Here is a 25831-nt window from a genome sequence, read left to right on the forward strand (position 1 = left end):
TCGACATCGTAGCAACCGATTGTAGGGAATAAGGGAAGCAAAGCTTATAAATAATGCACATAAGCTATTTCCCTACGGCATAAGCGACTTCCCCGGACAGGGGTTTGTCCACTGCCTGCCCCCTGCGCTGGCCTGTCCGTTACCTGCCGAAGGCGGGTTCAGCCCCCCCTCCGGCAGGTAGGCCAATGTCTGCAGCAGCTACTGCTTCGGCGCCTTGATACGCATGCGTACATAGAATAGCCAGGCCGTTAGCAAGGCAAACACGCCATGCACCGCCCAGACACCGATGCCGAACGACAGGCTGCCCGAGCCGATCCAGCTGCGCGAAAGATTGATCAGATTCATGTAGAGCAAGGCAATCAGACCCGCCAGCAGCAGGTCGCCGGAACGTCCCAGGCGCGGATTGACCGCGCCCAGCGGAATGGCCAGCAACGCCAGGTTGAGCGCCGCCAGCGGCAAGGCCAGGCGCCACATGATCTGGGCGCGCGACCGATCAGTACCATCTTCCAGCAGAGCGCCCAGCGGACGCGCCTTCACTACGTTTTCGGCCTCCAGCCGCGCCTGCTTGAGCGCTTCTTCTCCGCCCCGGCTTTCCAGGCGCGCACCGTAGCGTTCGAATTCCGCCATGCGGAACTCCGGCGTGCCCGGCTTGAAGTCATAGCGGTAGCCTTCGCCCAGCACCAGGAAACGGTCGCCGTTATCCTGATTTTCAATGCGCACGCCATCGGCGGAAACGACGCTGAGCCAGCCATCTTCATTGAGCCGCAGGAATACCGTACCCAACTCGTCGTCCGGCGCCTTGGGTTCTTCCGCGAAGAACACCCGAGCGCCGCCGCTGGTTTCCAGGAACTGTCCCGCCGAGACTTTGGAAAGATCGGAGCGTTGTTCATAGCGCTGGCGATATTCGGCAATCTGCCGGTAGGCCCAGGGTGAGGCCTGCAAAGTCAGCACGGCAATCAGGATGGACGTGGGCACCGCGCAACGCAGTACCGGCCGCAGCCAGTCCAGCAAAGAAAGGCCGCTGGCGAACCAGACCACCATTTCCGACTCACGGTAATTGCGCGTTACCGTCGTGAGCACTGCAATGAAAAGCGAAACGGACAGCACCACCGGCAAGGCGGTGATGGTGGAGAAGGCGGCCAGGCCCAGCACGACATCGGCGCCAATGGAGCCGCTGGCAGCATCGCCCAGCAGGCGGATGAGCAGCACGCTCAGCCAGACAATGACGAGCGTGGAGAACACCACGCCTGCATGGCTGGTGATCTCGCCCACCACGGATTTCTTGAACAGGGACATGAAGAAGCAAATTGCGGGATAATCGTCGCGTTCCTTATTGAATGCAACGGGAAATCCTCATGGAATTTAGCACACAGTCAACCGTGTCGCTGCACCGGATTAAAAGTGCCGCTCTGGCCGTCGGCGTTTACGCTGACGGCACCCTGACGCCTGAAGCGCAAGCGCTGGATCGCGCCAGCCAGGGCCTGATTACCGACGTCGTCAAACAGGATTTTCGCGGCACTGCCGGCGCAACCCTGACCCTGCACCGTATCGAGGGCATCACGGCCCGCCGCGTCGTTCTGGTCGGCCTGGGCAAGGCGGAAGAATACACCGCTGCCGCCCACGCCAAGGCTGAACGCGGCCTGGCAGCGGCGCTCTCCCAGCTCTCGCTGGCGGATGCCGCCTCGACCCTGGCCGCCCTGCCCACCACCAATGCCAGCACGCTGCGCAGCCGCGCCAGCCAGGCAGCCCAGGCCGCTATCAATGCCGGCTACCGCTATGATGCAACGCTGAGCAAGAAAGACGACAAAAAAACGCCATCCGGCCCGAAGAAGCTCACGCTGATCGTCGCCCGCAACGAAGCTGCCGAAGCGCAGCGCGGCCTGGCCGAAGGCGCCGCCATTGCCAACGGCATGGCGCTGACCCGCACGCTGGGCAACCTGCCGGGCAATATCTGCACCCCCACCTACCTCGCGGATCAGGCCAAGCAACTGGCCAACACCTACGACAGCATCAAGGTCCAGGTGCTGGAGCGCAAGCAGATCGAAGCCCTGAAAATGGGTTCTTTCCTGTCCGTCGCCAAGGGTTCGGCGGAACCGCCGCGCTTCATCGTGCTGCATTACAAGCCCGCCAAGGCAGTCAAGGCCAAGGGCAAGGCCGCGCAGCCCATCGTGCTGGTGGGCAAGGGCATCACCTTCGATGCCGGCGGCATTTCCCTCAAGCCTGCTGCCACCATGGATGAAATGAAGTACGACATGGGGGGCGCCGCCAGCGTGCTGGGCACCTTCCGCGCCATCGCCGAACTGGGCCTGGAGCGTGAAGTCGTCGGCCTCATCCCCTCGTGCGAGAACCTGCCCAGCGGCACGGCCAACAAGCCCGGCGACGTGGTCACCAGCATGGCTGGCCTGACCATCGAAATCCTCAATACCGACGCCGAAGGCCGCCTGGTACTGTGCGACGCGCTGACCTATGCGGAACGCTTCAAGCCTGCTGCCGTCATTGATATCGCAACGCTGACCGGCGCCTGCGTCGTTGCGCTGGGCCATGTCAACAGCGGCCTGTTCTCGACCGACGACGAACTGGCCCAGTCCCTGCTGGATGCCGGCCGCGCCGCCCAGGACCCCGCATGGCGCATGCCGCTGGAAGAGGCCTACCAGGAACAGCTGAAGTCCAACTTCGCCGACCTGGCCAACATCGGCGGCCCCCCTGCCGGTTCCGTCACGGCTGCCTGCTTCCTGTCCCGCTTCACCCAGGCCTACTCCTGGGCGCACCTGGACATCGCCGGCACCGCATGGCGTGGTGGCAAGGACAAGGGCAGCACGGGCCGTCCCGTGCCGCTGCTGGTGCACTACCTGCTGAGCCAACAGGCTTCGGCCTGAGCCCACGGCCATGGCGCGCATCGACTTCGCCTTCGGCGCAGCCGACCGCCTGCTGGTGGCCTGCCAGACTGTCCACCGACAGTATCTGGCAGGCCGCCGGTTGCTGGTCTACTGCAGCGATACGCAAAGGCTGCAGGCCTTCGACCGCCTGCTCTGGACCTTCGACGACATTTCTTTCGTCCCGCATGTCGCCATCAATGATCCGCTGGCACCGCAGACGCCGGTACTGCTGACCCGCAGCCAGCCGCTGCCACCGCCTGACTCAGCCGAAAGCTGGTTGATCAACCTGGATGACGGCTGCCCCCAGGAGTACGGCCACTACACCAGAATTCTGGAATTCGTCTCCGGCAGCGACGCCGATCGGCAGCATGCCCGCCTGCGCTGGCGCCGCTACCAGGACGACGGCCACGAACTGAAGGCGCACGATCTCTCGCAGCGCTGATATGCGCCCACCGCTGCCCGCCACGGGCATGCCGCTGTGTACCCTGCCTCCCTGTGCTCATTTTTTCACTGGATTATTTGAGTTTTCAGGGAACTGTAAGCTATGCTACGTGTCTGAACTTGCGTCCGGGCCCTTGCGCCCGGCATTCGGAACCCTATAGGAGCCGTCATGAATACCGAACGACCTTCCCCCTTCAATCGCTCGGCCAGCGCCCCAGGCGAGGTCGTGCGCAACCGTGTCCTGCGCAATACCTACTGGCTGCTGGCGCTATCGCTGATTCCCACTGTGCTGGGCGCAGCACTGGGCCTGTCGATGAACTTCGGCGCCCTGACTGCCGGCAGCCCCGGCCTGACCGCCATCCTGTTCCTGGCCGGCGCCTTCGGCCTGATGTACATGATCGAGCGCAACAAGAACAACAGCATGGGTGTCGTACTGCTGCTGGCCTTCACCTTCTTCATGGGCCTGATGCTGTCGCGCCTGCTGGGCTTCGTGCTCGGCATGAGCAACGGTGCGCAGCTGGTGATGACCGCCTTCGGCGGCACCGCCATCGTCTTCGGCACCATGGCCACGCTCGCCACGACCATCAAGCGTGACCTGTCCGGCATGCAGAAGTGGCTGTTCACTGGCGCCATCGTGATCCTGGTGGCTGCCCTGGCCAACATCTTCCTGCAAATGCCGGCCATGATGCTGACCATCTCGGTCCTGGCGGTCGTGATTTTCTCGGCCTTCATGCTGGTAGACCTGCAGCGCGTCATCAATGGCGGCGAAACCAACTACGTGTCCGCCACCCTGGCCATCTACCTGGACGTCTACAACGTCTTCTCTAACCTGCTGGCGCTGCTGGGCATCGCCGGCGGCAGCCGTGACTGATGCCGAGACCGTAGCGGGCGGCCTGCTGCCCGTTACGCGCTGACCTGACGCTTTACCCCTGTATCCTGCCCGGCCGTTCAGGCCTGCGGCAGGATTTTTTTGACCCAGGGCTGGCAACGGCATCTACCATGGAACAAAAAACGGGGGGCTGCCTGGGCCCCCGCTGCCATCCTCAGAACCGCAATTCGGCACCGATCATGTAGGTACGGCCGCGCGCCGTGGTGTTGATGGACATCCCCTCTTCAGCGTAATACAGGTCCTGATTCATCCGGTTCAGGGCTTCGGCATAGTCCTTGTCGGCCAGGTTCTGCACCGAGAAGCGCAGGCTCAGCGCCTCGGACACCTTGTAGCTGCCATACAGGTCCACGATGGTCGGAATGCGCGGCATGTCTTCCTTTTCCACGGTGTTGCTGTCCAGGCTGATGCCTTCGGTACTCAGGCGTTTAACGCGTCCGGTGTACTTGATCAGGCTGCCGATGACCAGGCGGCGGTCGAAGAAGCGCCCTCCTAGGTCTATCGTGCCATAGCTGCGCGGCAAGTCGGCCATGTCGTCATAGCCGAACCCGAGCTGCGTCGTGCTGGCAATCGAGGTTGGCTGGTTGGTATGCTGCCAGCTCCATGCCACATTGACGAAACCGACACCGGCATCGTAGGCAGCTTCCAGTTCATAGCCCCGCGTGGTGACAGGCGAAAGCGTATTGACCGACATGTGCGCATTGAAACTGGCGCTGGAATTGTCGATATCCTTGCAGCGGGAGCCGTCGTTGCACAGGAAGAACGATTCGCTGGCAATGTAGTCACGGATGCGCGTGCGGTATGCCAGCGCCTTCAGCCGGAAGGAATCACCGGCAGTCAGCAGGTCCGGCTTGATCAGGTTGAACCCCGCCTCGACAGTGCGCGCATGCTCGGGCTTGAGGAAAGGATTCATGGAGCCACCGCCTTCATTGCCGAAAAACACTTCCTGCACGTTGGGCGCCCGGGTGGAATGGCTGTAGCCGACAAAGGGCTGCAGCCATGGCGTCACCTGCGCCGAGAACGTTACCGAAGGATTGAAGGACGAATCCTTCAGGTTGAGTTCCGAGGCCCCCTGCGGGAAGCAGGCCACATCCTCCGGGCATTCGGGCTTGAAGCCCTGGACCTTGCTGCGCGTGTAATTCAGGTTCAGGTCGAGCTGGTAAATACCGCGACTGATCCCCAGCCCGGTATACAGTGCTGCGATGCGCTGGCGTCCTTCAGGCAGGAAGGCGTTGTAACCCTCGTCTTCCCATACTCGGGAGTAATCGCGCTGATAACGAGTGTTCATGAACTTGCCGCCCACCAGCAGCGCCAGCCTGGTCTCGCCCAGCGCAAACCGGCTGGTGTTGCTGAGGTCCACGGTTTGCGAACGGTTTTTGATGGCTGCGCTTTCGTAGGTGAACGGAGCACCCGGCTCGAAATCCTGTTGCGAGCGGCTGGTACTGAGCAGCATGCTCACATCCACCAGATCGGAACCCGGCGCGTAGTTGTACTTCAGGTAGTAATCATCGCTGCGGATGTCGCGCTTGGTCATCTGCGTCTTGTAGTTACGGCCGCTGAATTCCAGGCGATGGAAGCGGTTGGGCCGCAGCTCCACCTTGTAAAGCTGGGACCGGGGGCTTTGCTTGAGGAATTCGTTGTCCTCGCCCAGGAAATCCTCGCTGCTGCGGCCGCCGCCATTGGTGTAGGTGGCATGCAGCGTGCTGGCGCTCATACCGACCAGCGCAGCAATACTGCCGCTGTCAGTGAAAGCCTGGGTACGCCCGGCCAGCGTTACCATGCCGGTGCGGCCCAGGCCATTGCTGCCCACTGAAGCCCGGCCCAGCATCCCGAAGCTGCGTCCTTCTCGCAGCACATCATCAACGCCTATGGTGCGCATATTGGCGCTGCCCGCCAGCGCATTGACGCCCTGTGAACCCGCGCTGCTGCCCCGGCTGACATCCACGCCCACCAGGAAATTCGGGTCTATCATCACGCCCGAAGACGTATTTGCACCCGCGCCGTGATAGCTCGAAGGCGCCACGCCGTAGTAGGTCTGGGTCACGCCATCAACCATGGTGTTCACCCGCCCCAGGCCGCTCATGCCGCGCACGTTCACCGTTACCGCGCCCTGCAAGGGATCCAGCTGCGTATAGGTGCCCGGCATGCTGCGCAGGACGGCATCCAGGCTTTGCATGTTCTCGTTCATGACGCGCGAACTGTGCGCCCCCGGCTTGCCATAGCTGCCATCAACACCTGTCACCGTCACCACATCCAATAGTGCCGGGCCGGCGCCATGTGCACGCGCCGGTGTGCGTTGCAGCATATAGCCGCCGCTTCCGGTTTCCACCGCCTGCAGGCCGGTATTTTCCAGCAGCAGTGCCAGCGCGGCCTGAGGCAGATAATTACCTTCCAGGCCGGGGCTTTGCTTGTGCTCGACCAGTTCGGGCGCATAGGTCAGCAGCCAGCCCGCCTGCGTGCCAAAATCGTTGAGTACCTGCTCCAGCGGGCCCGCCGCAATGGAAAAAGCCCTGACACCGGCGCTGCCGGCCTGCACTGCCGCCGCATTGCCCGCAACCCCAGCAGCGACGCCGGACGCGGCAAAAGCCGGAGGTGCACCCAACGCGAGCAGGGCCGACACTACTGCAACAGGTAATTGGGCTGGCATGACGGCGCCCGCGACGGAGGCCTTCCAGGCCCGGGAATTTTTGACAGTCATCATTTCATCCGCGTACAAGTAGCGCCATCCAGGCAGGATGACCGCATGCCCCGGCGCACCACGGCCAGGGCTTCTACCTGTCATGTCGCATGAGACTGAAAAACAGACCACCCATGAAAAAATGGCACCAGTCATGCCATGGGTACTGCGAGCCGCCAGCCTCGTTCGCCTGGCGACCTAGCGGCCTGGCCCGTCGGCCCGCGCGGACAGATGGAATGCATCGCTGCGCCAGCGCCGACGCCGAGCCTCGACTTCCAGGCCCAGCATGCGCGCCACGCTGAAAATCACATCCTCGGGCCGGTCCAGCGGATACGAGCCTGACAGGCGGCGTCCGGCCACCGCCGGATCGACACTGACAGTGAACGGCAGGAAGGGATCCAGTTCCGCCAGGAAAACATCCAGGCGCTGCTGGTGCGCGACCATCATGCCGCGCCGCCAGCTTTCCCGGTTGACGTCTGCCGGGCCGGGTTGCCCGTAGCCACCGGCATGGAATTCGACCTGTTCCCCGGCATCCAGCACCCGGCCAACTGCCGCACTCTCCCCGTCCCCTGGCCCGGCGCCAGCTTCGGCACCAGCCTGCGTCCCATTGAACCAACCGGTGTCCGTCACCGAACCGGTCAGCCCGGCTTCTGGCCGGACCAACACCCGACCACTGAAGACCGCTACCTGGGCTGCCGGCCGGCCCTGCCCTTGCAACAGGCGCACGGAATATTCAGTTCCCAGCGCCTGGGCGCTGCCCAGCGGCGTGCGCACCAGAAATGGCCGCGACTCGCCGGTTGCATGTGCGGTGCTGATGAATACTTCTCCGGCCAGCAACTCGATCACGCGTTGCGCGGCATCGAACCGAACGTTCAGCGCACTGTTTCCCGCCACGGCCAGTTCCGTGCCGTCATCCAGGCGTTGCTGCCAGCGCTCGCCCTTGCCGGTGCGCACCTGGGCAGTCCAACGCAGCACCGGCAGGCTGTCCTGCGCCGTCCAGGCGCCACCGCCTATCAGCAGTGCCGCCATCATGCCCGCAAAGACACGGCGGCGCCGGTCTGGCGGCGCGCCCACCAGGGCACGCCTTGCTGCAGCAGCCGAATCGGGCGTCACAGCCTGCACTTGCTGGAACTTGCCGTGCAACGCTTCGATACGGCGCCAGGCACGAGCGTGCTCAGGCGACGCATCGCGCCAGCACAGCCATTCACGCAAGGTTTGGCGTGAGCCAGGGTCTTCCTGCAGGGTCAACAGCCAAAGCACGGCCTGCTGGGCAATGTCCCTGGGCACCGGTGCCTCTTCCTGATCTGGCGCATCTGCGGCCGACGGGTTGCCCGGCCGCTGGCCGGCATCACGCGAAAAATCTTGATGCATGAGGCTATCAGCCGCCCTGGCCGCAAATGGCTTGCACCCCTTCCGGGAAATAGCACTGCAGGGCAGCCCGCGCCAGGTAGCGTTTGACCGTCGTCACCGAGATACCCATTTTCTCGGCGATTTCTGCCTGTCTCAAGCCTTCCAGCTGGCTCAGAAGAAACGCCTCCCTGACCGCACGCGGCAAGCCTGCCAACAGTTGGTCCACTTCCATCAAGGTTTCGATCACGATGGCCTGCGCCTCGGCAGACATGGCATAGGCCTGTTCATGCTGTGCCAACGAATCCAGGTAGGCACGTTCCAGTTGCTCTCGCCGCCAGCGGCTGGCCAGCACACGCTGGGCAATCGTCGTCAGCATGGCGCGCGGTTCCAGCAGGGGCGCAGGTTCGATGCGCGTCAGCAGGCGCATGAAGACATCCTGCACCACGTCGGCCGCGCCATGGACGTCACCCAGCTTGCGTGCCAGCCAGGACTTCAGCCAGGGCTGGTGCGCATGGTAGATCTGCTCGATATCGGTATAGGGGGCACGCATGAAAGCCAAGCTTGTGGGACATGCTGGATGCACAAGCCGACCGGCCTGACCGGCACAGCAGTGGCACGCCCACACATACAAATGAAAATTGATGTTAATTGCATTTTTAACACATGAGTATGCGAATGGACTCGATTCCTGCGTCCCTACCCGCCCGAAAGAGGAATCATCAGTTGCGCAAGGGCTTGCCGGTCTTAAGCGTATGGGCGATGCGCGCCTGTGTTTCCGGCGTGCGCAGCAGCTCGATGAACACCCTGCGTTCAGCTGCCAGCATCTGTGCAACCGGCGCCTGCGTGCCGCTATCCGGCTGGCCGCCGCACAATACCGTCGCCGCCCCCAGCGCCACACGGTAATCGTGCTTGCTGATGCGGCCAGCCTCGCGCTGGACACTCAGTTCGGTTTCCAGCATATCCAGGCCAGCCTGTCCGGCGACAGGAATCACGGCATAACGCGGCGGCGGCGCATAACCGGACTCCGCCAGACCGCGCGCCGCCCTGATGCCCGAGTACAACAGTTCCGCGGGATGGAACAGCACCGTATCGCCATGGCGTGCATAACCCAGGGCCTGGGCATCCCAGGCGCTGCGCGACGTCCGCGCCTGAGCCACGTTCTGGAACAGCGGGCGCAAATGCGGCAGAATGGTGCCGGTAGCATCCGCCGTGGCTGCCAGCAGGGCGGCGCGCTGCGCCACATAGACGCAACCGCCGCCAGCGGGAATCAGGCCCACGCCCGTTTCCACCAGGCCGATGGAGGTTTCCAGCGCCAGGACGCGCCGCGCCGCATGGACGGCGAATTCGCAGCCGCCGCCCAGCGCCATGCCCTCCACGGCGGCCACCACCGGCACCTGTGCATATTGCAGCGCCAGCGACACCTGCTGGAAACGCTGCAGGATACCGTCCACGGCCTCGAACTGCCCATCCTGCGCAGCGGCAAGCAACTGCTTCAGGTTCGCACCGACTGAAAATGGCGCAGAATGCCACAACACCAGGCCATCGAAATCCTGCTCGGCGCGGGAAATCGCCTGCAACAGGCCGTCGAGCACTTCCTCGCCCACGGCATGCATGCGGCTCTTGAAAGACACCACCGCGATGCGTGCATCCAGCCCATCCAGAGCCCAAAGACTGACGCCCTCATTTTCCCAATGCACGGTACGCCCGGACGCCGCGCTCTCCCCGGCCAGCCGCTCCGGGAAACATTGGCGCCGGTAAACGGGCAAGGCGCTGCGTGGATGCAGGCGGCCGTCACCAGCGCCATAGGAACCTTCAGCCTGGTGCACGCCCCGGCGCGACGTCTCCAGTACCCAGCCAGGCAAGGGAGCATCGGCCAGTGCCCGGCCTGCCGCGACATCCGCCGCGATGGCCTGCGCCGTTGCCTGCCAGTCGCTCTGCTGCCATGTCTCGAACGGCCCTTGCGACCAGGCGAAGCCCCAGCGCAACGTCAGATCCAGGTCTCGTGCGCAATGTGCGATCTCCGCCAGGTGGTACGCGCTGTAATGGAAAATATCGCGGAACACATTCCACAGGAAATTTGCCTGCTTATCGCTGCTGTCGCGCAGGGCGCGCATACGCGCGGCCGGGTCTTCCAGCTTCAGTATCTCTGCCAGGGCTGCGGACATGCGGCCGGCGCCATCGCGGTACTTGCCCGTGCCGGCATCCAGCACCTGGATGACACGGCCTTCCTTGCGATAGACCCCTGCCCCGGTTTTCTGCCCCAACGCGCCCTGGCGGATCAAATCCTGCATCCAGGCTGGCAGGCGGAAGTAGCGATGCCAGGGATCGTCCGGCAAGTGCTGGTCCATGGTTGCCACCACATGCGCGAAAGTATCCAGGCCGATCACGTCTGCCGTACGATAGGTTGCGCTCTTGGGCCGACCGATCGCAGGGCCGGTAATGGCATCGACCTCGTCCGGCGCCAGGCCCATGGCTTCGGCGTGATGCAGTGCCGCCAGCATGGCAAAAATCCCGATGCGATTGCCAATGAAATTCGGGGTATCCAGCGCCCGCACGACGCCCTTGCCTAGCCGCGTCGTCAGCCAGCTTTCCAGGCCGTCGAGCACGGCGGCATCAGTATCGCGCGCAGCAATCAGCTCTACCAGCCGCATATAGCGCGGCGGATTGAAAAAATGCACGCCGCAGAAACGCCGGCGCAGGGGTTCCGGCAGCGCATCCGCCAACGTATTGATGGACAGCCCGGATGTATTGGTGGCGAACACCGCATGGGCAGGCAGGTGCGGCACCACACGCCGGTAAAGATCGAGCTTCCAGTCCAGCCGCTCCGCAATCGCTTCCAGCACCAGATCGCAATTTTCAAGCGAGGGCAGGTCATCGTCATAGTTGGCAGGCTGGATCAGGCCGACGCGCGCGGCCTCGGCCAGCGGCGGCGGTTGCAGGCGCGCCAGATTGGCCACAGCGCGCGCCGCGGCCCCGCTGCGATCACCGTCTTTGGCGGTCAGGTCATACAGCAGCACCGAAATGCCGGCATTGGCAAAATGCGCGGCAATCTGCGCCCCCATGACACCTGCACCCAGCACGGCTACCTGTTTGACTATGAGCTTGTCCAAGCGAATCTCCCGTTCGTGGATGCGCCAGCCCCATCCAGCCCGCCAGCGCGTGGTAAGGAACCAGCATAGCATCGGGCCGAAATCATCCTCTACCCAGCCTCATAGCCTATTCATCGAAGATGACGGCAATAGGCTGGCTGCGCACGTGCCCACGCCTATCTGCATGCCTCGACAATGACCGGCTGACTGCTTTGCCGTCCTTGTGCTTCGTCACTAGTCACCAAGCCTTCTTTTCCCCTTTTCCCCTTGCCATCCCTGTAGCCAGGTCACCTGGCAGAAGAGTCAGCCCTGGCGCGACGGGATCACGGCAGCCGTCAGGCTGCCTGCCCAGGACTAGCATTTCTCCCTACGGGAAACTCCCCATGAAATCTGATATATCAGATATTGACTGTGATATATCAGAATGGAACAATGGCTTCAACACAAAACAACAGGAAAAGGCGCAGCAAAAACCGGGTTCCGGCCCAGTCCCAGTCATTTTCCTGTTGATGCCAAGACCGTATTTCGCTGTCACCCGTTTCCTTTTTTGATCCCCACCGGGGCTGCAACAATGTCCAATGCCGTTTTCTCCTCGCCCATCCAGCCGATCAAGCTGCGCAGCCTGCGCGACCACGTGCACGATCAACTGCGCTCGGCCATCATCGCCGGCAAGCTCCGCACCGGGGAAAAGCTCAACGAGCGACAGCTGGCCGCACAGTTCGGCATCAGCACCAGCCCGCTCAAGGAAGCGCTGCGGCAGTTGGAAGGCGAAGGCCTGGTCCACACCGAAGCCAGGCGTGGCACCTATGTCACCTTCTCTGCCCGCCAGGCCGAAGAAATGACGCTGGCCCGGGCCGCGCTGGAAAGCATCATTGCCCGCCAGGCCGCCAAACACGGCAGCGACGCAGATTTCAGTTTCCTGAGCAACGCCATCGTGCAAATGCAGCAGGCCGTGGACGCGGGCGACATTGACGCCCTGGTGGAACTCAATGAAAGCTTCCACGACGGCATCCACAGCGCCTCCGGCTGTACGTATCTGTGCCGGCTGCAGAACGCCCAGCGCATGTACGACCATGCGGCACGCATCACCGTCCTGAGCAGCCCCGAGGTGCGTGAGCAATCGTTCTGCGAGCACCGGGACATCATGGCCGCCATCACTTCAAGAAATGAAGACCTTGCCGAACGGCTGATGCGCGAGCACATCCTGAAAGCCGGTCAGACACATATCGAACTGGTTTTCTAAGCCAATAACAAAAGGAGGAGACAATGGATTTCAAGGCATACCGCCAGGTGCTGCATGGCATCTCGGGGGTTCACGCAACCGCTTACGACGCGCAAGGGGAAATAGATCCAGCGCTCACCGGGCGCATCATTTCCAGCATTGCGGCAGCCGGTGTGCACAACATCGTCAGTGGCGGCAATACCGGCGAGTTCTACAGTCTGACGCTCGACGAGATCATCCGCCTGCAGGCAATTGCCATCGAAGCCAACGCCGGCCGTGCCGCCGTCACCGCCTCTGCGGGCCGCTCGGTGCGTGATGCGATCCACCTGGCGCAAGCCGCCACTGCCAACGGCGCCGACGGTTTGATGATCCATCATCCGCTGGACCCTTTCGCGGCGCCACATGCTCAGGTGGACTATTTCATCGCCATCGCCGAAGCCACCGAGCTGCCCGTCGTTGCGTATATCCGTTCCGACCAGATTCCTCTGGACGACATGGTGCGCCTGGCCACCCACCCCCGCGTCGCCGGGGTCAAGTTCGCCGCCACCAATACCATGCTGTTCTTTGAATGCTGCCGCGCCACCAAGGGTACGGATGCCACCTGGATCTGCGGCCTGGCCGAAAGCTGGGCCCTGCCCTTCCACGCACTGGGCGGCAAGGGATTCACTTCCGGGCTGGTGAATATCGCCCCCGAGCGCTCCCTGGCAGTCTGGCGTGCGCTTGAGGCCGGGGACTATGCCCGCGCCCGCGCCGTGGTGGACAGCATCGCAGAATTCGAAACCATGCGTACCAAGTATCGCAATGGAGCCAACGTCACGGTCGTGAAGGAAGCGCTGCAAATCCGCGGTTTGCCTGTCGGCCCTACGCGCTTGCCTGGCCTGGAGCGCCTGGAACCCCAGGACCGCGCCCGTCTGGAACACATCATCAAACACTGGGAGACCGACGGAATCATGTAGCGCATCCGGCAACGACCCGGAATGGAGCGCACCACCACCCGCGCATCCCTGCCGAGTTGCTTGCCTGAAACAGTGGCTTCTGGAGGAGACATGAAGCCGGCTGGACCTGGTTTTTATAGAAAACGGCCGTGACACAACACACAAGACGAGCCGTTCAATGACAAAGGAGGATGACATGGATGCACGCTTTTCCCGGCGCAGCTTTATCGCAGGCGCCAGTGCTGCAGGGCTGGGGCTGGTTCTGCCCAAGGGCAACGCCTGGGCACAGCTGGCGCTGCCCAGCAAACCCGTGGCCCTGAACGTGATCGACGCGGCAGGCAATCTTGCATTGACGCAACCGATCTTCGACAACTTCGCCAAGGCGCGCCCCGAGCTGGTTTCGCGCTTCACCTTCAACAAGGCCCCGGCCCCCGAATTGCCCGGCAAGATCAAGGCGCAGCAACGGGCCCGCCGCATCGACATTGACCTGGTCATCATCGGCCCCGATGCCCTGTCCGCCGGCCTGGGGGACGACATCTGGACGGACTTTTCCGCCATCCCCAATAGCGGCCTGCCCGACCTGAAAAACATCTACCTGGACCCCGCCTGGCGGATGCAGGAAATGGGCAAGGGCCGAGGCGTGGTGGTGTCCTATTACCCTTCCGGCCCCCTGCTTGAGTACAACCCGGCCAAGGTTCCCAACCCGCCCAAAAATGCCGAGCAGCTGCTGGCCTGGGCCAAGGCCAACCCGAACAAGTTCATCTATGCCCGTCCCGCGAATTCCGGTCCGGGACGCACCTTCCTGATGGGCTTGCCCTACCTGCTGGGCGACAGCGATCCCAAGGACCCGGTCAATGGCTGGAGCAACACCTGGGCCTACCTGAAGGAACTCAATCGCTATGTCGAGTACTACCCCGCAGGTACCGGCGCCCTGATGAAAGAACTGGGCGAAGGCACGCGCGACATGACGGTCACCACCACGGGCTGGGATATCAACCCGCGGGCCCTGGGCGTGGTGCCGAAATCCATGGCGGTAGGCAAGCTGGACGGTTTCCATTGGGTCTGCGACGCCCATTACTTCTCCATTCCCCGCGGCGTGCCGGAAGAACGCATCGCCGTGCTGCTGGAATTCATCAAGTTCGCGCTGCAACCTGACCAGCAGGCCTATTCGTACGACGCGGGCTACTTCTATCCCGGCCCCGCCGTCAAGAACGTCACCATCGAAATGGCGCCCAAGTCCAGCCAGGAAATCATGGCGGAATACGGACGCCCGGAATACGCAGACTGGATTGCCAACAATCCGATCGACCTGCCGCTGGAACCGGAAGCGCTGGTCGCGGCATTCCGGATGTGGGACGAACTGGTCGCCTCGGTCTGAGCCGTCCAGCGGAGGTAGGCCGCCTGCGCCCCGGCGGGTAGCGCCCAACGCGCCACCCGTTGCCGGCCTCGCTGCCGCAAGGCATGCCAGGCGCTGCCTCCCGCCCGCATTTCGCCGTCCTTAGATTCATCGCCTTGCCCCGGCGCCCGCCTGCGCGCGCCGGGTGTTTGCCCCATGTCAACATTCTGGGTATCCGCTATGTCTTTCAGCGAACTCCGGCTCAACCGCATGAGCCGCGCCTTCGGAGCATTCAACGCCCTGAAGGCCATCGACCTCTCCATCCGCAAGGGTGAATTCATTGCTTTGCTGGGCCCGTCGGGCTGCGGCAAATCCACGGCGCTCAATTGCATCGCCGGCCTGCTCGGCACGACTGGCGGCGGCATCTACATGGATGACCGCCGCATCGACCGGCTCAAGCCCGAAGAACGTGGCTTCGGCATGGTGTTTCAGAACTATGCGCTCTTTCCCCACATGAGCGTACTGCACAACGTCGGTTTCGGCCTGAAGATGCGCGGCATGCCCAAGGCGGAAATCGAAAAACGCGCCCGCCAGGCTCTCTCGCTGGTCCGGCTGGAAGGCCAGGCGGAAAAGTTGCCGGGACAACTGTCCGGCGGCCAACAGCAACGCGTGGCAATCGCTCGCGCCATTGTCATCGAACCGCCGCTGGTGCTGATGGATGAGCCGCTGTCCAACCTCGACGCCAAGCTCAGGCTGGAAATGCGCTCGGAGATCCGCCGCATCCACAACCAGCTGGGCGCCACGACCATCTACGTCACCCACGACCAGGATGAGGCCCTGTCGCTGGCCGACCGCATCGTCGTCATGCGCGAAGGCGAAATCCGGCAAATGGGCGCTCCTAGCGAACTGTATGAAAGCCCGCAATACCTGGACGTCGCCGCATTCATGGGCTTTCGCAATGCCATCCCCGGCAAGGTGGTGGAAAAGGCCGGCGATCAAGTCACGATTGCCGTCGCCGGCGACCGCCTGACCGGCCGCGCCATGGCAGCACTGGACATCGGCGACGAAGCCATCCTGGCCGCACGCGGCGACGATGTCACCGCCTGCGGCGCCAGTTCCAACACGATCTCCGCCACGGTGGAAACCATTGAGTACCGCGGCCGCGAATACGTCGGTACCGCCCGCACCGACACCGGCTTGCAGCTGATTTTCCACGCACCGAAGAATGTCGAACTGGGCAGCCGCATTTCCCTGCATATCGACCAGTCGCGCGCACTGGTATTCGCACCGGAGGGCTGAATGATGTCCATCACCGAAACTCTGCCGGTCACGCGACGTGACGACGACCAGCCCGGCTGGCGTCAGCGGCTTGCCAATCGCGGCGTGGACGGCACGACGCTGCTGATCCTGCCCGCCCTGATCTTCGTCGTCGGCGTATTCATCTATCCCTTCCTGTACGGTCTTTTCCTGTCGTTCGACCCACTGGACGGAGGCGGTGCACTGGCGAACTACAGCAAGTTCTTTTCCGACCCCTACCTGTACAAAACCATCAGTGCCACGCTTTGGCTGGCCGTGCCGGTCACCCTCTTCTCGGTGCTGTTTGCCGTCCCCATCGCCATGCGCGTGCGGCTGATGTCGCGGCAACGCCTGCTGACCACCATCCTGGTGCTGCCGGTGACGCTGGGAACGGTTCTGATCGCGGAAGGCCTGCTCAACTACCTGGGCCCCCAGGGCTGGTTCAGCCGCACGCTGATGGCCATCGGACTGGTGGATAACCCGCTGAAACTGACCAACAACTACTGGGGGGTCTTCGTATCACTGGTGATCACGGTCTTCCCGTTCACCTTCCTGCTGACACTTTCCTACGTCACAGGCATAGACCCTGCCCTGGAACGGGCGGCTGCCACCCAGGGCGCCGGCAGTTGGCAACGTTTCCGCCACGTCATGCTGCCCTTGCTGGTTCCCGGTCTGGTAGTGGCTTCGTGCCTGACCTTCGTGCAGGCCTTCGCGGTATTCCCTTCGGCTGTCCTGCTGGGCGCGCCGTCTGGGCCGACACGCGTCATTTCGATCGCAGCCGCCCAGGCCGCCTTCGAACAGTATGACGATTCCATGGCGTCGGCGATCGCCATGATCATGGCCGCAGTGCAGCTGATTGTCGTCGGCGCACTGCTGGGCGTGCGCTCCATGTTCTACCGCGGCTCCGCTGCTGGCGGCAAAGGATAAAAAAATGATCCGCGACACTACATTCCTCTCCCGCCTCTGGATCACTGCAGTCTGGGTGATCACCGGTTTCTTCGTCCTCAACGTGATTGCCGTCATCGGCGCAGTGCTGGTGTCCAGTTTTGGCACGCGCTGGCTGGGCACCTGGTTTCCGGAAGGCTTCACCACCCAGTGGTACGCCGCTTCCTGGGCCGAATTCCAGCTTGGGCAAGTCCTGCTGGTGACGTTCCAGGTCGTCTTCCTGGTCGTGCTGCTATCCGGCCTGATCGGCGTCACCGCGGCCTATGCGATGGCGCGCCGCGAGTTCCCGGGCAAGAAGGCCGTCATGCTGATCTTCCTGCTGCCGCTGCTGGTACCGCCCATCACCTTCGGTATCCCGCTGGCCACCGTTCTGTACAAAGTCGGCGTGGGCGGCACATTCTGGGGGGTCGTACTGGCCAATCTCGTCCCGACAGTGCCTTTCGTCATCCTGGTCATGATTCCCTTCATCGAGCAGATCGACACGAAGATCGAATCCGCTGCACGGGTCTTCGGCGCAGGCACGTTCAAGCTGTTCTGGCACGTACTGCTGCCCATGCTGCTGCCCGGCATCCTGGCCGCCATGCTGCTGGTGCTGGTCCGTACCGTCGCCATGTTCGAACTGACCTTCCTGACCGCAGGCCCGACCTCGCAAACACTGGTCGTCTCCCTCTACTACTCGGTATTTGCTGCCGGGGTGCGCTCGGTGCAGTCCATTGACGCCATGGCCGTGATCTACATGGTCACTTCCCTGGTCTGGCTGCTGCTTGCCCTGCGTTTCGTCAACCCTACCCAGATTGTGGCGCGCAGCCGCCAGCCCTCGGAACACTGAGATGAAGATTACTGCCCTGGAAACCATCCAACTGCCGCACCTCAACAATATCCTGTGGGTGCGCATCCATACTGATGAAGGCATCATCGGGCTGGGTGAAACCTTCCGTGGCGCCACGGCCGTGGCGGCCTACCTGCACAGCGAGGTAGCGCCACAGCTGCTGGGACGCGATCCTCTGGAAATCGACAGCATTTCCAAGCTGCTGCTGGAACCTTATGTCGGCTTCCGTTCCTCCGGCGTGGAAATCCGCGCAGCATCCGCAGTCGATATCGCCTTGTGGGACATCTTCGGCAAAGTCACCGGACAACCCGTGCACCAGTTGCTTGGCGGCTTATCCCGGCCACGAATCCGTACCTACAACACCTGCGCCGGCTATACGTACAACAAGGCCGGCGCACGCCGCTACATCGGCGATGGGGACCAGGGCGCGGAAGGCCCTTACGAAGACCAGATCGCGTTCCACCGCGATGCGGGCGCCCTCGCCGAAAGCCTGCTGGAACAAGGCATCAGCGCCATGAAGATCTGGCCTTTCGACCCCTACGCGGTGGCCAATGGCGGCAACTTCATCCACGCCACGGAAATCGACCAGGCGCTCAAGCCTTTCCGGCAGATACGCGATGCCGTCGGCGACCGAATGGAGATCATGGTCGAGCTGCACTCGATGTGGGACCTGACTTCGGCGCTGTCGATTGCCAGCGCGCTGCGCGACTTCAGGCCCTTCTGGGCCGAAGACCCGCTGAAGATGTCCAACCCGCAGGCGCTGGCCACCTATTCCCGGCAAGCCGGAATTCCCGTCTGCGCCAGCGAAACCATGGCCACGCGTGCGCAATTCCTGGATGTGCTGCGCGTGGATGCCACGGACTACGTGATGCTGGATATCTCCTGGTGCGGCGGCCTGTCGGAAGCCAAGAAAATCGCGACCATGGCCGAAGCCTTCCAGCGGCCCGTGGCGCCGCACGACTGCACCGGTCCCGTTGTCTTCGCAGCATCCATCCACCTTGCGCTGAACGCCCCCAATGCAGTCTTCCAGGAATCGGTCCGGGCCTATTACACGTCCTGGTACCGCGACCTGGTCACCGTCATGCCGCATATCGAGGCAGGTCATATCCATCCCTTCGAAGGAGCCGGCCTGGGCCTGGAGCTTTCGGAATTCGTGCTAACGCACCCTGATGTGATCCGCCGCCGTACGGAAGCCGAATCATGACTGGCCCCTTTCTCTGTCTGGCGGATCTGCGCGGCGGGCTGCTGGAAAGCCCGCTGTGGGATGATCGGCGCCAGCTGCTGTTTGCCTGCGACATCGACACCGGCCTCGTCCTGGCGCTTGACCTGCAAGGCAACACGCATGGCCGCTGGCAATTCGGCCAGGCGGTCACGGCACTGGGCCTGGGCACCAGCGGCGCGCTGGTGGTCGCCCTCGCCCGGTCGGTGCTGCGCTTCAACCCCGACACCGGCGCCCGCGAGGTGCTGTGGAACGGGTTCGACGAACCCGCGACCTCTCGCCTGAACGACGGCAAAGTCGGCCCCGACGGCGCGTTCTGGGTCGGCAGCATGGATGGACGGCCACAACGGGAAAAGGTCAGCCGGCTTTACCGGATCACCGCAGACGGCACGGCGGAAATCAAGGCGACCGGCATCGAGATTTCCAATGGCCTGGCCTGGACCGCAGACGGCCGCACCATGTTCCATTCCGATTCGCGCGGCCCCTGGATAGACCGCTATGACTTCGATTGCAGCAACGGCGGCCTGTCCAACCACCGGCGTATCCGCGAACTCGACGAAGCCAGCGGCAGGCCGGACGGCGGTGCCTGCGACGCCAACGGTAATTACCTGAGCGCAGGCGTCTCGGCGGGCGTCCTGAACCTGTTTTCGCCGGCAGGCGCCTTGCTGGACTGCTATCCCTTCCCTGTCCCGGCCCCGACCATGCCCTGCTTCTGCGGCCCCGGGCTCACGCAGTTGGCAGTGACCAGCCACCGGCACGTCAGCGCAGCGCAACTGGCAGCAGCGCCACAATCCGGCGGCATTTTCCTGGCCAGATCCGGTGTGGCGGGCGCACCGGTGGCCCGTATGAAAGGAATCTGAGATGAAAAAGCACTTGTTGCTGACCGGGGCTTCCGGCAACCTTGGGCGCCTGCTGGCCCGCGAACTTTCCGCGCTGGGCTACCGGCTGCGGCTGTCCGATATCGTGCCGTTTCCGGACCCCCTGCCTGCCGGGTGCGAATTCCGGGCAGCCGATCTGGCAGATGCCAGCGCTGTCGCCAGCCTGGTGCAGGGCACGGACTGCATCCTGCATTTCGGCGGCATCAGCGTGGAAAAACCGTATCCCGGCATTATTGAATCCAATGTGCTGGGCAGCACGCATATTTTCGAAGCCGCACGGCAGGCACGCCAGCGCGTGATCTTCGCCAGTTCGAATCACGCCATCGGCTTCCATGGGCGCGACACGCCGCTCGATAGCCATGACAGCTATCGTCCCGACGGCTACTACGGTTTGTCGAAGGCATGGGGAGAGTTGCTGGGCCGCATGATGTTCGATAAGCATGGCATCGAAAGCGTGCACCTGCGCATCGGCTCCTGCCTGCCCGCGCCGACCGAGGCCAGGCACCTGGCCACCTGGCTGTCGCACGGCGACCTGCTGCGGCTGGTGTGCGCTGCCATCGAAGCGCCGGAGACCGGCTGCGCCATCGTCTGGGGCGCCTCGGCCAACCGTGCCAGATGGTGGCACCAGGACGATGCCGCACGCATCGGCTACACCCCGGAAGACGACGCCTCCCGGCATGGCGAATTGCCTGAAGTCGGAGATGCCATCGCACAGCGCTTCCAGGGCGGCAGCTTCACCGCCATCGACTATTCGAAAACGGAGTAGCGCAATGCTGGTTCTCGACGCGCATGGATACCGCCTGACCGTTGCACCTGAATATGGCGCAACGATGCTGACGGCTGACTGGCAACATCCCGACGGCCGTCGTGTTTCGCTTCTGGCGCCGCTGGATCAGCCAGGCCAGGGCTTGAAGGCGGGCTGTTTCATCATGGCCCCGTTTGCCAATCGCATCGCCGCAGGCCGCTTCGAGTTCGAGCATGTCACGCATCAACTGCCCATCAACCGGCCGGAAGAGAACGTCGCCATTCACGGTTTTTCCCGGGATCGCTCCTGGCAAGTCCTGCAAGCCGACGCCAGCCTCGCGGTGCTGGCCGATGAGTCCGGCACCCCGGCCGGCCAGACCGGAATGCCCTGGTGCTATCGCATCGAACAGCGCATCCAGCTGTCCTCGACGGGCATCGAGATCCAGCTGTGCCTGACCAACCGGGGCAAGCACGCCCTGCCGTTCGGCATGGGCCTGCACCCCTGGTTTCCCAGGTCTGCCGGCACGACGCTGGCATTCTCGGCGAACGGCCACTTCCCCCGGGATGCCGACGGCCTGCCGGCAGGTTCCTGGCAGCCCCATCCGGAACTGGGGCGAGGCACGCCGACGCTGCTGTCTGCGTGGCAGGGCACGGACTTGTGCTTTCTGCAATGGCAGCCGTCCCTGGCCCGCATCAACTGGCCAGAACAGCAAACGACGCTATCGCTGATTGGCACTGGCGCACTGCGACATCTCCATGTCTACCTCCCGCGTGACCGCGACGTGTTCTGCGCCGAACCCGTCAGCCACCTGCCCGACGCCATCAACCGCCCCGGCCTGGGGTCGCTGGCGGCCATGAGCACACTGGCCCCCGGGGAGAGACTGGCAGGCGGGCTGACGCTATCGGCCTTGGCCCTGGATGAAGCGACCGGCCTGGCAGCGGCCACGCCCTGCTCATCCTCATCCGGACACTCCGGACAACTGAAAGCTGCACTTGAAAATCAACACCAAAGGCAACAGATATGACTGAAAAGAAAAAATACAGTGACCTGCGCTCCGCACGCTGGTTTGCACCCGATGACCAGCGCTCATCCGGGCACCGCTCCCGCACCCTGCAAATGGGCTACGACCCGGCCGACTGGGAGGGCAAGCCTTGCATCGCCATCATCAATACCTGGTCTGACGCGCAGCCCTGCCACATGCACTTCAAGGAACGGGTGGAACGGGTCAAGCGCGGCGTGCTCCAGGCCGGCGGCTTCCCGCTGGAACTGCCCGCCCTCTCTTTGTCGGAAAGCTACGTCAAACCCACGACCATGCTCTACCGCAATCTGCTGGCGCTGGAAACGGAAGAACTGCTGCGCTCCCATCCGATCGACGGCGCCGTGCTCATGGGCGGCTGTGACAAAACCACGCCGGCACTGGTCATGGGTGCCGTCAGCGCCGGACTGCCCTTCATTTACCTGCCGGCCGGCCCCATGCTGCGGGGTAACTACGCCGGAAAGTACCTGGGTTCCGGCACCGACATGTTCAAGCTCTGGGATGAGCGCCGCGCCGGCAATGTCACGCAAAAGGAATGGCAGGGCATGGAAGCCGGCATCGCCCGTTCCTACGGGCATTGCATGACCATGGGAACCGCGTCCACCATGACGGCCATCGCCGAAGCCATGGGCCTGTGCCTGCCGGGGGCGTCATCCATTCCCGCCGCCGACGCCAATCACCAACGCATGTCCACCGAGTGCGGGCGTCGCATCGTGGATATGGTGTGGGAAGACCTGACACCCAACAAGATCATCACCCCGGCCGCCGTCCGGAATGCCGTGACGGTGGCAATGGCGACCGGCTGCTCCACCAACGCCATCATTCACCTGATTGCCATGGCCAGGCGCGCAGGCATTCCACTGGAGCTTGACGACCTGGACCGCATCGGACGCACCACGCCCGTCATTGCCAACATCCGGCCCTCAGGTACGCAGTATCTGATGGAGGATTTTTTCTACGCTGGCGGCTTGCGCGCGCTCATGCGCCAGCTTGGCGACAAACTGGATGCCAGCGCGATCGACGTCACGGGCCGGCCGCTGGTGGAGGGCCTGGCAGATACGCCCATCTGGAATGAAGACGTGATCCGGCCACTGTCGAATCCGGTCTACCACGAAGGTTCACTGGCAGTTTTGAAAGGCAATCTCTGTCCGGATGGCGCGGTCATCAAGCCTGCGGCCTGCGACCCGAAATTCCACCGCCACCGCGGTCCGGCGCTGGTTGCCGACAGCTACCCCGAACTGAAGAAGATCATCGACGACCCGGATTATCCGATGACGCCCGACACCGTACTGGTGCTGCGCAATGCCGGCCCGCTGGGCGGGCCCGGCATGCCTGAATGGGGCATGATCCCGATGCCCAAGGCGCTGATGAAACTGGGCATGCGCGACATGGTGCGGATTTCCGACGCGCGCATGTCCGGCACCAGCTTTGGCGCCTGCGTGCTGCACGTCGCGCCGGAATCCTTCATCGGCGGTCCGCTGGCGCTGCTGCGCAACGGAGACATCGTGGAGCTGGATATTCCCGCGCGCCGCCTTGACATGCTGGTCCCCGAGGCGGAACTGGCCGAGCGCCGTGCCGCCTGGCAAGCCCCCGAACCCAAGTACGAACGCGGCTACGGACATATTTTTTCCAAGCATGTCGAACAGGCTGACAAGGGCTGCGATTTCGACTTCCTGAAAACCGATCATGGCCGGCCTGTCGATGAGCCGGTCATCTACTGACCCACTGGAGTATCAGATGTCTGACTATGTGCTTTCAGAAGCTACACGCGCCAAGCTGAAAAAAGTGTCCACCGCCTCTGTGGCCACGGCGCTCTACAAGCGCGGCCTTCGGACCCAATTCATCCAGGGAGTTGTGCCCGTCACCCCCAAGCCCGAGAACATGGTGGGGCAGGCATTCACGCTGCGCTACATTCCGGCCCGCGAAGACCGCAATCCGCTCAGTGTTTTCCGCAACGCAGACCACCCCCAGCGCGTCGCAGTGGAAACCTGCCCGCCCGGCTGGGTCCTGGTCATGGACGGCCGCAAGGATGCCCGTGCCGCCACGGCGGGTTCCATCCTGATCACCCGGCTGGCATTGCGCGGCGCTGCCGGTATCGTGACGGACGGAGGCCTGCGCGATGTCACTTCCATCGGCGCACTGGACATGCCGGCCTATTGCGCCAGGGCATCGGCGCCCACCAACCTGACGCTGCATGAAGCGCTGGATATCAATGTGCCCATCGCCTGCGGCGACGCGGCGGTTTTCCCCGGTGATGTACTGGTTGGCGATGGTGATGGCGTGATGGTGATCCCCGCGCATCTGGCCGATGAAATTGCGAATGAATGCGCCGATATGGAGCGCTTCGAAGATTTCGTGCTGTCGGAAGTCCAGGCAGGCACGCCCATCATCGGCCTCTACCCCTGCACCCAGGAAGAGAACCAGAAGAAATACGAGGAGTGGCGCGTCAGGACCGGGCGCTGAACCGGCCGGCAATACCTGACTTTTCCCTACCGCGCCTGGCCGCGCGGCCAGTACCAAAATGCAAGGATGACCATGACTTTCACCCCGCACGGCAAGCATCTGATCGCCGGAGAATGGGTCGCCACCACTGACGCCTTCCAGAGTAGCCCGGCCCACGGCCCGTCGTACCGTTTTTCCACAGGCTCGCCTGAACTGGTGGACCGTGCCTGCCAGGCCGCCGAAGCCGCCTTCCCGGCCTATGCAGCCAGCAGCCGCCAGGACCGGGCTGCCCTGCTCGAAGCCATCGCAGATGAAATCGAGGCTCGCGGCGCCGATATCACGGCCATTGGCAGCCAGGAAACCGGGCTGCCTGAAGCCCGCCTCAATGGCGAACGCGGCCGCACCACCGGCCAGTTGCGACTGTTCGCCCGGCACATACTGAAAGGCGAATACCTGGACCGGCGCCTCGATGAAGCCCAACCGGAACGCCAACCGCAAGCACGCCCCGAAATTCGCATGATGCAACGCCCGGTCGGGCCTGTTGCCGTGTTCGGAGCCTCTAATTTTCCCCTCGCCTTTTCCGTGGCCGGGGGCGACACGGCGGCAGCTCTGGCAGCAGGTTGCCCGGTCGTGGTCAAGGGCCATCCCGCCCATCCCGGTACCGGTGAAATTGTCGCGCAGGCCATCCTCGCCGCCATTCAGCGCACCAACATGCCACCCGGGATTTTTTCGCTGATCCAGGACGGCGGGCCGGCGACTGGCGCCGCCCTGGTCCAGCACCCGCTGATTCTTGCCGTCGGATTCACCGGCTCACAGGCAGGCGGCCGGGCGCTCTTTGATCTCTGCGCCCAGCGCCCCGAACCCATTCCGTTTTTCGGCGAACTGGGCTCCGTCAACCCCATGTTCATCCTGCCCGCCGCTCTGCACGCCAGGGGCGCAGAACTGGCGCAGGGCTGGGCGGCATCCTTGACCCTGGGAGCCGGCCAGTTTTGCACCAACCCCGGCATTGCCATCGTCAGCACTGGCCCGCAGGGAGATGCCTTTGTGAATGCCACGGCCAGCGCCCTGGCGAATATCGGCCCCCAGACCATGCTGACCAGCGGCATTGCCGATGCCTACTGCCACGGCAAGCAGCGTTTCGAGCAACATCCCGCCGTGCGCGAGGTCTACGTCAGCGGCAGCAGCGGGCGCAGCGCCAGCCCGAACCTCTATGAGGTCTGCGCGCAGGATTTCCTGGCTGCCCCCACCCTGGCGCATGAAGTTTTCGGCCCCCTGGGCCTGGTGGTACGTGCAAGCAACGACCAGGACATGACACGGCTCGCCCGCCAGCTGGAAGGCCAGCTGACCGCCACGCTGCAGATGGATGACGACGACACGGCATTGGCGCACGCACTACTGCCCATCCTGGAGCGCAAGGCCGGCCGCATTCTGGTCAATGGCTTTCCTACCGGCGTGGAAGTCGTCGACAGCATGGTGCATGGCGGCCCCTATCCTGCCAGCACCAACTTCGGTGCAACATCGGTAGGCACCTTGTCGATACGCCGCTTCCTGCGCCCTGTGGCATACCAGAACCTGCCTGGCGCCATCATGCCGGATGACCTGCGACAGTTCTGAAACCTCGCCCCTGGC

At 63.4% G+C, this 25831-nt stretch carries 22 protein-coding genes; 17 read left to right on the top strand and 5 right to left on the bottom strand.

What is annotated here, in order from left to right:
- Positions 1–198: 198 nt before the first annotated feature.
- Positions 199–1296, bottom strand: coding sequence for an LPS export ABC transporter permease LptF (gene lptF / locus ACEW7X_RS13070; RefSeq protein WP_068366651.1), 1098 nt, complete (start codon positions 1294–1296; stop codon positions 199–201).
- Between the two features lie 59 nt (positions 1297–1355).
- On the opposite strand from lptF, the gene ACEW7X_RS13075 reads away from it, so the two are divergent.
- The 3 genes from ACEW7X_RS13075 (at position 1356) to ACEW7X_RS13085 (ending at position 4188) form a co-directional block, all read left to right on the top strand.
- Positions 1356–2876, top strand: a complete 1521-nt coding sequence (locus tag ACEW7X_RS13075; RefSeq protein WP_420177288.1) for a leucyl aminopeptidase — start codon at positions 1356–1358, stop codon at positions 2874–2876.
- A 10-nt stretch (positions 2877–2886) separates the two neighbouring features.
- Complete coding sequence (locus ACEW7X_RS13080; RefSeq protein WP_068366654.1) at positions 2887–3318, top strand: DNA polymerase III subunit chi; 432 nt, start codon at positions 2887–2889, stop codon at positions 3316–3318.
- Between the two features lie 168 nt (positions 3319–3486).
- Positions 3487–4188 (top strand): Bax inhibitor-1/YccA family protein, encoded by a 702-nt coding sequence (locus ACEW7X_RS13085; RefSeq protein ID WP_068366657.1) that lies wholly within the window; start codon positions 3487–3489, stop codon positions 4186–4188.
- A 172-nt stretch (positions 4189–4360) separates the two neighbouring features.
- Here ACEW7X_RS13085 and ACEW7X_RS13090 read toward each other — a convergent pair whose 3' ends face one another.
- From ACEW7X_RS13090 to ACEW7X_RS13105, 4 genes are all read right to left on the bottom strand, one after another.
- Complete coding sequence (locus ACEW7X_RS13090; protein WP_420177289.1) at positions 4361–6904, bottom strand: TonB-dependent receptor domain-containing protein; 2544 nt, start codon at positions 6902–6904, stop codon at positions 4361–4363.
- Positions 6905–7078: 174 nt separating this feature from the next.
- Positions 7079–8251 carry a FecR family protein gene (locus ACEW7X_RS13095; protein WP_420177290.1) on the bottom strand — a complete coding sequence of 391 codons (1173 nt, stop codon included), beginning with the start codon at positions 8249–8251 and terminating at the stop codon, positions 7079–7081.
- A 7-nt stretch (positions 8252–8258) separates the two neighbouring features.
- On the bottom strand, positions 8259–8780 hold the full coding sequence (locus ACEW7X_RS13100) for a sigma-70 family RNA polymerase sigma factor (protein WP_134838774.1): 522 nt from the start codon (positions 8778–8780) through the stop codon (positions 8259–8261).
- Positions 8781–8949: 169 nt separating this feature from the next.
- Entirely contained in the window at positions 8950–11340 is a 2391-nt protein-coding gene (locus ACEW7X_RS13105; RefSeq protein WP_420177291.1) for a 3-hydroxyacyl-CoA dehydrogenase/enoyl-CoA hydratase family protein, read from the bottom strand.
- A 362-nt stretch (positions 11341–11702) separates the two neighbouring features.
- On the opposite strand from ACEW7X_RS13105, the gene ACEW7X_RS13110 reads away from it, so the two are divergent.
- From ACEW7X_RS13110 to ACEW7X_RS13175, 14 genes are all read left to right on the top strand, one after another.
- Positions 11703–11870 carry a hypothetical protein gene (locus ACEW7X_RS13110; protein WP_420177292.1) on the top strand — a complete coding sequence of 56 codons (168 nt, stop codon included), beginning with the start codon at positions 11703–11705 and terminating at the stop codon, positions 11868–11870.
- Between the two features lie 20 nt (positions 11871–11890).
- Complete coding sequence (locus ACEW7X_RS13115) at positions 11891–12562, top strand: GntR family transcriptional regulator (RefSeq protein ID WP_202969500.1); 672 nt, start codon at positions 11891–11893, stop codon at positions 12560–12562.
- A gap of 23 nt (positions 12563–12585) precedes the next feature.
- Positions 12586–13497, top strand: a complete 912-nt coding sequence (locus ACEW7X_RS13120) for a dihydrodipicolinate synthase family protein (protein WP_420177293.1) — start codon at positions 12586–12588, stop codon at positions 13495–13497.
- Positions 13498–13672: 175 nt separating this feature from the next.
- Positions 13673–14854 (top strand): extracellular solute-binding protein, encoded by a 1182-nt coding sequence (locus tag ACEW7X_RS13125; RefSeq protein WP_134838779.1) that lies wholly within the window; start codon positions 13673–13675, stop codon positions 14852–14854.
- A 198-nt stretch (positions 14855–15052) separates the two neighbouring features.
- A complete protein-coding gene (locus tag ACEW7X_RS13130; protein ID WP_130486611.1) occupies positions 15053–16111 on the top strand; it encodes an ABC transporter ATP-binding protein in 1059 nt (352 codons plus the stop codon).
- On the top strand, positions 16112–17035 hold the full coding sequence (locus ACEW7X_RS13135; RefSeq protein ID WP_193755134.1) for an ABC transporter permease: 924 nt from the start codon (positions 16112–16114) through the stop codon (positions 17033–17035). It abuts the gene before it with no gap.
- Positions 17036–17039: 4 nt separating this feature from the next.
- Positions 17040–17882 carry an ABC transporter permease gene (locus tag ACEW7X_RS13140; protein ID WP_068366678.1) on the top strand — a complete coding sequence of 281 codons (843 nt, stop codon included), beginning with the start codon at positions 17040–17042 and terminating at the stop codon, positions 17880–17882.
- 1 nt (position 17883) lies between these two features.
- On the top strand, positions 17884–19086 hold the full coding sequence (locus tag ACEW7X_RS13145; protein ID WP_068366681.1) for a mandelate racemase/muconate lactonizing enzyme family protein: 1203 nt from the start codon (positions 17884–17886) through the stop codon (positions 19084–19086).
- Positions 19083–19961, top strand: coding sequence for an SMP-30/gluconolactonase/LRE family protein (locus ACEW7X_RS13150; protein WP_420177294.1), 879 nt, complete (start codon positions 19083–19085; stop codon positions 19959–19961). The genes ACEW7X_RS13145 and ACEW7X_RS13150 overlap by 4 nt, the downstream gene beginning before the upstream one ends.
- Before the next feature lies 1 nt (position 19962).
- Positions 19963–20745, top strand: coding sequence for an NAD-dependent epimerase/dehydratase family protein (locus tag ACEW7X_RS13155; RefSeq protein ID WP_068366686.1), 783 nt, complete (start codon positions 19963–19965; stop codon positions 20743–20745).
- 4 nt (positions 20746–20749) lie between these two features.
- Positions 20750–21748 (top strand): aldose 1-epimerase, encoded by a 999-nt coding sequence (locus ACEW7X_RS13160; protein WP_257741215.1) that lies wholly within the window; start codon positions 20750–20752, stop codon positions 21746–21748.
- Complete coding sequence (gene araD, locus ACEW7X_RS13165) at positions 21745–23481, top strand: L-arabinonate dehydratase (protein WP_127775018.1); 1737 nt, start codon at positions 21745–21747, stop codon at positions 23479–23481. Before ACEW7X_RS13160 ends, araD begins: the two co-directional genes overlap by 4 nt.
- A 16-nt stretch (positions 23482–23497) precedes the next feature.
- The gene (locus tag ACEW7X_RS13170) at positions 23498–24223 is read left to right on the top strand and encodes a ribonuclease activity regulator RraA (protein ID WP_068366695.1); all 726 of its coding nucleotides are present in this window, start codon (positions 23498–23500) and stop codon (positions 24221–24223) included.
- Between the two features lie 72 nt (positions 24224–24295).
- Positions 24296–25816: an aldehyde dehydrogenase (NADP(+)) gene (locus ACEW7X_RS13175; RefSeq protein ID WP_130486608.1), complete on the top strand. Its 1521-nt coding sequence runs from the start codon at positions 24296–24298 to the stop codon at positions 25814–25816.
- Positions 25817–25831: the final 15 nt, after the last annotated feature.

Origin of the sequence: Kerstersia gyiorum (assembly GCF_048595715.1) — a bacterium.
GTDB lineage: Bacteria > Pseudomonadota > Gammaproteobacteria > Burkholderiales > Burkholderiaceae_B > Kerstersia > Kerstersia gyiorum.